Origin of the sequence: Pedobacter sp. (assembly GCF_039594775.1) — a bacterium.
Lineage (GTDB): Bacteria > Bacteroidota > Bacteroidia > Sphingobacteriales > Sphingobacteriaceae > Pedobacter.
In genome coordinates, this window is sequence record NZ_JBCNMT010000009.1 from 181,386 (window position 1) to 187,761 (window position 6,376).

At 39.0% G+C, this 6,376-nt stretch carries 6 protein-coding genes; 2 read left to right on the forward strand and 4 right to left on the reverse strand.

All coding sequences use genetic code 11. From position 1 onward, the window contains the following. Positions 1-156 precede the first annotated feature (156 nt). Both ABDV71_RS18275 and ABDV71_RS18280 read left to right on the forward strand, forming a co-directional pair. Positions 157-2,436 carry an aconitate hydratase gene (locus ABDV71_RS18275; protein WP_343535130.1) on the forward strand — a complete coding sequence of 760 codons (2,280 nt, stop codon included), beginning with the start codon at positions 157-159 and terminating at the stop codon, positions 2,434-2,436. 264 nt (positions 2,437-2,700) lie between these two features. After that, positions 2,701-3,225, forward strand: a complete 525-nt coding sequence (locus ABDV71_RS18280) for a DUF3575 domain-containing protein (RefSeq protein WP_343535132.1) — start codon at positions 2,701-2,703, stop codon at positions 3,223-3,225. A 58-nt stretch (positions 3,226-3,283) separates the two neighbouring features. Here the strand turns inward: ABDV71_RS18280 and ABDV71_RS18285 are convergent, their stop codons facing one another. The 4 genes from ABDV71_RS18285 to ABDV71_RS18300 form a co-directional block, all read right to left on the reverse strand. After that, positions 3,284-3,520 carry a DUF2007 domain-containing protein gene (locus ABDV71_RS18285; RefSeq protein ID WP_343535134.1) on the reverse strand — a complete coding sequence of 79 codons (237 nt, stop codon included), beginning with the start codon at positions 3,518-3,520 and terminating at the stop codon, positions 3,284-3,286. Between the two features lie 4 nt (positions 3,521-3,524). Further along, positions 3,525-3,944 (reverse strand): DUF2007 domain-containing protein, encoded by a 420-nt coding sequence (locus ABDV71_RS18290; protein ID WP_343535136.1) that lies wholly within the window; start codon positions 3,942-3,944, stop codon positions 3,525-3,527. A 125-nt stretch (positions 3,945-4,069) separates the two neighbouring features. After that, the gene (locus ABDV71_RS18295) at positions 4,070-4,588 is read right to left on the reverse strand and encodes a transposase (protein WP_343535138.1); all 519 of its coding nucleotides are present in this window, start codon (positions 4,586-4,588) and stop codon (positions 4,070-4,072) included. Between the two features lie 94 nt (positions 4,589-4,682). Further along, entirely contained in the window at positions 4,683-6,017 is a 1,335-nt protein-coding gene (locus ABDV71_RS18300) for a GH1 family beta-glucosidase (protein ID WP_343535140.1), read from the reverse strand. Positions 6,018-6,376 lie beyond the last annotated feature (359 nt).

Genomic DNA, 6,376 nt, shown 5'->3' on the forward strand with positions numbered 1-6,376 from the left:
TATCTGATCAATTAGATAGCCTCTTTATTTATGAATGCATTTTGTATAGAATGTTTTTAAATAACATAATTTGACAAATCTCAAAAATAAGTCTGTCAAAAAATATCTAATTTAGATAACGTCGTTATTGACAATAATTTTTAAACAAAATAAAGTATGGCTTTTGATATAGAAATGATCAAAAAGGTATATGCAACTTTTGGCGAACGCGTTGATGCGGCTCGCGAATTAGTAGGCAGACCTTTAACCCTTTCAGAAAAGATATTATACGCTCACCTTTGGGACGGAAAATCAAATAAGGCATTTACCCGTGGTGTAGACTACGTGGATTTTGCTCCAGATAGAGTAGCGATGCAGGATGCAACGGCACAGATGGCACTATTGCAGTTTATGCAGGCTGGCCGACCAAAAGTAGCAGTGCCTTCTTCTGTACATTGCGATCACTTGATCACTGCCAAATTAGGTGCCGAAATTGACTTGCCACATGCTAAAACCGAAAGTGCCGAAGTTTTCGACTTCCTTTCGTCAGTTTCTAACAAATATGGTATTGGTTTCTGGAAACCAGGTGCGGGAATCATCCATCAGGTAATTTTAGAAAACTATGCTTTCCCTGGCGGGATGATGATTGGTACCGATAGCCACACCGTAAATGCTGGTGGTTTAGGAATGTTAGCCATTGGTGTTGGTGGTGCTGACGCCTGCGATGTAATGGCTGGTTTACCTTGGGAACTTAAATTCCCTAAATTAATTGGCGTGAAGTTAACCGGAAAATTAAATGGCTGGACTTCGGCTAAAGACGTGATCTTAAAAGTTGCTGGTATTTTAACCGTAAAAGGCGGTACCGGTGCTATTGTAGAATATTTTGGCGATGGTGCAACGAACCTAAGCTGTACAGGAAAAGGTACCATCTGTAACATGGGTGCAGAAATTGGTGCGACCACTTCAACTTTTGGTTATGACGATAGCATGGAACGCTACCTGCGTGCCACTAACCGTGCCGATGTTGCTGATGCAGCAAATGCAGTGAAAGATTATTTAACTGGTGATGCCGAGGTTTATGCTGAGCCTGAAAAATATTTCGACCAATTAATTGAAATTAACCTAGACGAGCTAGAACCTTACTTGAACGGTCCGTTTACACCAGATTTGGCTACGCCAATTTCACAAATGAAAGAGGTTGCTGCTGCCAACGGATGGCCTACTAAAGTAGAATGGGGTTTGATTGGTTCTTGTACCAACTCATCATATGAAGATTTATCCCGTGCAGCTTCGGTAGCTAAGCAAGCTATTGATAAAGGATTGGGCAAAAAAGCCGAGTTCGGAATCAACCCAGGTTCTGAGCAGGTACGTTACACCGCCGATAGAGACGGCCTATTAGATACTTTCACGAATCTAGATGCCACCATCTTCACTAACGCATGTGGTCCTTGTATTGGAATGTGGGATAGAACCGGGGCCGAGAAGCAAGAGAAAAACACTATTGTACACTCATTTAACCGTAACTTCGCTAAACGTGCCGATGGCAATCCTAATACTTACGCTTTTGTAACTTCGCCAGAAATTGTGGCTGCTTTGGCTATCGCTGGCGATTTAGGTTTTAACCCACTTACCGACACTTTAACTAACGATAAGGGCGAGCAAGTAAAACTAGACGAACCTACTGGCTGGGAATTACCAGAAAAAGGTTATGCGGTTGACGATGCTGGTTACCAAGCCCCTGCCGAAGATGGTTCGAGCGTAGAAGTAAAAGTTTCTCCTACTTCACACCGCTTACAATTATTAGATCCTTTCCCAGCTTGGGAAGGTACCGATCTTAAAGGTTTAAAATTATTGATCAAAGCTAAAGGTAAATGTACTACCGACCATATCTCAATGGCTGGTCCATGGTTAAAATTCCGTGGTCATTTGGACAATATTTCCAACAACTTATTAATTGGTGCAGTTAACTTCTTTAATGATAAAACTGATAACGTTAAAAACCAATTGACTGGTGAGTATGGTCCAGTACCTGCTACACAACGTGCCTACAAAGCAGATAGCATTGGTTCCATTGTAGTAGGCGATGAAAACTATGGCGAAGGTTCATCTCGTGAACACGCCGCGATGGAGCCTCGTCATTTGGGTGTACGTGCGGTATTGGTAAAATCTTTTGCCCGTATCCATGAAACCAACCTGAAAAAGCAAGGGATGTTGGGCTTAACTTTTGCCGATAAAGAGGATTACAACAAAATCCAAGAGGATGACACCATCGATATTTTAGGTTTAACAGAATTTGCCCCTAACAAGCCATTAACTTTGGTGCTACACCATGCTGATGGAACTACAGAGCAATTTGAGGTTAACCATAGCTATAACGAGCAGCAGATTGATTGGTTCAAAGCTGGTGGTGCATTAAACATCATCAGAAGAGAGGCCGCTGAAAAAGCAGCGAAATAGAACAAGGACAAAAGGGATAAAGAGTAAAGATGATGTCTTTTATCTTTGTTCCTTTATCTTTAATCCATAAAAAATCCCAATTAGCGCAAAGCTAGTTGGGATTTTTTATGGATTATACACTTACTGAATGACTTTTTAAAAGCGATACGATTAAATGCTAAATAAATGACTACAAAACAGAAAAAATAAATCATTATTGTAGCATAAAAGCACTAGCCTACGTATCTATCTATAGAAATAATTATTTTAAAAGAATTTATACGAATGAAAAAAATCTTATTAATTGCATTCTCGGCACTTATTTTAACCAATGCCAAAGCACAAGATGCCGAAAACACTGTTAAAATCAACCCTTTAAGTGCCTTACTGAGAATAGGTTCTGTTTTTTACGAAAGAAAACTGAACGAAAACAGCTCTTTACAGTTAGGTGTAGCCTATACTGGTCTTAAACTTGATGACGTAAAGTTCACTGGTCTTGCCATAACTCCCGAATACCGTTATTACTTTAAACAGAAAGCCATTAGCGGTGTGTATACCGCTCCGTTTTTAAGGTATCAAAACTATAATGTAAAAGATGGTACCGATGAAGGCAAATATACTTCTTTTGGTGGTGGTATATTAATTGGTCGTCAATGGGTATATGGCAGTGGCTTTGTACTAGATCTATTTTTTGGCCCATCGTATAATAGTGGCGACTTCAAAGTAAAAAGTGGTTCTGAACCAGATATTAAAGGTGGTATTGATGGGATGGGAATCAGAACAGGCATTGCGCTAGGTTTCGGTTTCTAAATCAAGAACACTAACACTATATAATAAAAAGAGGGTCTTTAAGGAACCCTCTTTTTAGTTACAGACCTTCCAAAGCATCATCCTCAGCCAATAGCCGACTGATTGCTTCCACGTCCTTCTCAAAAACATGCAATTGTATGCCACTAATTGAAGTATCAAAAACAGGATAAACCAAAGCGGCGTTTTCTCCGGTAAGGAAACACTCAAACCCAGCATCCTGCAAACGCGTCTTTACAATATTCGCCTCCATTGGGCTTTCAAAGGTAGTATAAACCACAATTTTATTTTCTTCCATAAGCTTAATTAAACTCGTGTCCGCATTTATAACAATGATAACACTTGTTTGCTTTAAAAGGGTACACCGTCATCAAAATAGAGAGTATGGTTACCCACCAACTATATTTATTTTTTGTAGCCAAACCGTAACTTACATTGGTCGAACCGCATTTTTCGCAAGTAATTATATCAGCATTCTCAGCTTGGTCCTCTTCGGCTATTTCCAGCTCATTATCAACCAACAGCTTGTCGATAGTCAATACGTCCTTCTCAAAAACATTCAACTTTACACCTCCCACTGCTTGGTTAAAAAGCGGTTGTATAGTTGCTATATTTTCATCTGTAAGGAAGCAAGCAATATCTGCATCCTCTAACTTGGCTTTAATAATATTAGCCTCTATAGGGTTATAGAAAGTTCGGTAAACTATAATCTTATCACTCATTCGTATAAATATAGGAATTTACTTCGACAAGAATTCCTGCCACCAATAATCAGATTGCTTGATAGTACGTTGCTGTGTCTTGAAATCTTCCTAGCGAAAGTTGGCGTCCCCGCCAACGATGCAATTCAATCTTTATAGTGAGTTAAAAAGCTAAAAGGGCTTTTACCAATTATATAAAAAGCAGCTGAAGACCAATAGTAATTTTCTGGCACATCACTTAAATCCCAATGCGATTGTAGAGGATTTTGATGTACATAATTCAGCTTTTCCTCCAAGAACCATTCATTCCAACATTCTTTTACCATACAATCCCTTTGCCAAAACTGAAATGCCCTATCCAACAAATTAACCTTATAACGCGACAATCTATTCGGGTCATTTTTCTTTAAATCTTTTTTAAAGGCATGGGCTGTATAACTCAATAGTGCGCCCTGAACCTCTGCCCTTTCAAAACCATCAGCAATTTTCCATATTAAATGTAAATGATTCGGCATAATAACAAATCCGTATATCTTACATCTTCCATTTGCAACAAGCCATTGCATGCAATCCACGATTAGCTTTTTAAAATAGTCATCTATAAGAAGTCTATTCCAATTTAAAACAGTAGCAGTTAAAAATTCCGGATGATACGATTTAAGCATTTATTCAACAGATAGGATATATAAATTTATGAAATCATTTATATAAATTGGGTTTTGTTGGCGGGGACGCCAACAATTGCCTTTAATATCACAATTACTTAGATAAGAATTCTTGCCACCAATAACCAGATTGTTTAACGGTACGTTTTTGAGTCTTAAAATCGTTATGCACCAAGCCAAACCGAGCCTGATACCCTTCGGCCCATTCAAAGTTATCCATCAAGGTCCACGCTAAATATCCCGTAATATTGACGCCTTCATTTTTGGCTCTCAACACGGCAGATAAGTAATCCTTAAAGTAATCTATTCTTTCTTTATCTTCTACACTACCGTTTATAAGTTTATCATGAAAAGCCGCACCATTTTCGGTAATCATGATATTTTTCACCTGTGGATAGGACGCAAACTGCTTTATAATACGATAAAAGCTATCGGCATTAATTTCCCAACCCATAGCCGTGTGTGGCACCTTGCGACTTTTGGCTTTCACCTCCCAAGCCTGTAGCACTGGAATAAAAGCATTGTATTTAATCACCAACGGAAAATAATTTTGAATGCCTATAAAATCAAAATCAAAGGCCATACGACTCTGGTGACGCCAAGTAGAATAGCTGATGGCAAATTTTTCCAGTACATCCCAATTACCGGTAGGAAAACCTAGGCCTAGAGCTGGTTCGAGAAAGAAGCGGTTCATTAAAACATCTGTTCGTTGGGCTATCATCATATCCTGATCAGAGTGACTATAGGGTACAATTTCCGAACAGGAAAAGGCAGTTCCAATAACCGCTTCACCAACCTCGGCCCTTAATATTCTAGCCCCATCAGCTTGCGCAATTGCAGTATGCAATGCTGCTTCAAAAAAATTGGTTACTCCGGTAAGTCCAGGCGCATGCACACCCAGCATATAGCCTAGAGAGGTAAAACCGAAGGGTTCGTTAATCACAATCCAGTGCTTTACCTTATGGCCATATTCTTTAGCGCAAAAGAGTACGTATTCATTAAAGGCTTGGTTAATTCCATAGGCAGTCCAGCCGCCTTCTTTAGAAAGTGCTTCGGGCAAATCCCAATGATAGAGTGTAATCATGGGGATCAAATCATTTCTTAAGCATTCGTCAATTACTCGGTGGTAAAAAGCTACGCCTTCGGCATTCACCTTGTCATCACCCAAAGGGAAAATACGTGACCAAGCAATAGAGGTACGGAATATCTTAAAGCCCAATGTTTTCACCAAAGCAATATCCTGCTGGTAACGGTGATAAAAATCGCAGGCCTCATCGGGTTTATGCCCTTTCTTTATTTTTCCTGTTTTTTTAGAAAAGGTATCCCAAATACTAGGGCCTTTGCCGTAGCTATTGGCAGCACCCTCTATTTGAGCCGCTGCAGTGGCCACTCCCCATAAAAAATCCTTGCCAAAATCGCTGCTGTACATTACACCAAATAAAATGAATAATATGCGGGCTTATGTAAAGTTAAAGTTATTTAAATATTAATCTACTTCAATTAAGAGTAGTTAAAGCTAAGGTGGTGAAAAAAGATAACACCTAAGACACCTTAGTTCACCTAAGCACATATCCAAAAACTAAAATGTTCTAAGATGTCTAAGGTGGTAAAAGAATAAAATTAAACATCTAAGACACCCTAATTCACCTAAGCGCATGCCAAAAAACTAAAATGTTCTAAGATGTCTAAGGTGGTAAAAGAATAAAATTAAACATCTAAGACACCCTAATTCACCTAAGCGCATGCCAAAAAACTAAAATGTTCTAAGATGTCTAAGGTGGTAAAAGA

What these genes read in the sequence shown, in the direction of transcription:
- ABDV71_RS18275 (WP_343535130.1), top strand. Translation starts at nt 157, where the DNA reads ATGGCTTTTGATATAGAAATGATCAAAAAGGTATATGCAACTTTTGGC.
- ABDV71_RS18280 (WP_343535132.1), top strand. Translation starts at nt 2,701, where the DNA reads ATGAAAAAAATCTTATTAATTGCATTCTCGGCACTTATTTTAACCAAT.
- ABDV71_RS18285 (WP_343535134.1), bottom strand. Translation starts at nt 3,520, where the DNA reads ATGGAAGAAAATAAAATTGTGGTTTATACTACCTTTGAAAGCCCAATG.
- ABDV71_RS18290 (WP_343535136.1), bottom strand. Translation starts at nt 3,944, where the DNA reads ATGAGTGATAAGATTATAGTTTACCGAACTTTCTATAACCCTATAGAG.
- ABDV71_RS18295 (WP_343535138.1), bottom strand. Translation starts at nt 4,588, where the DNA reads ATGCTTAAATCGTATCATCCGGAATTTTTAACTGCTACTGTTTTAAAT.
- ABDV71_RS18300 (WP_343535140.1), bottom strand. Translation starts at nt 6,017, where the DNA reads ATGTACAGCAGCGATTTTGGCAAGGATTTTTTATGGGGAGTGGCCACT.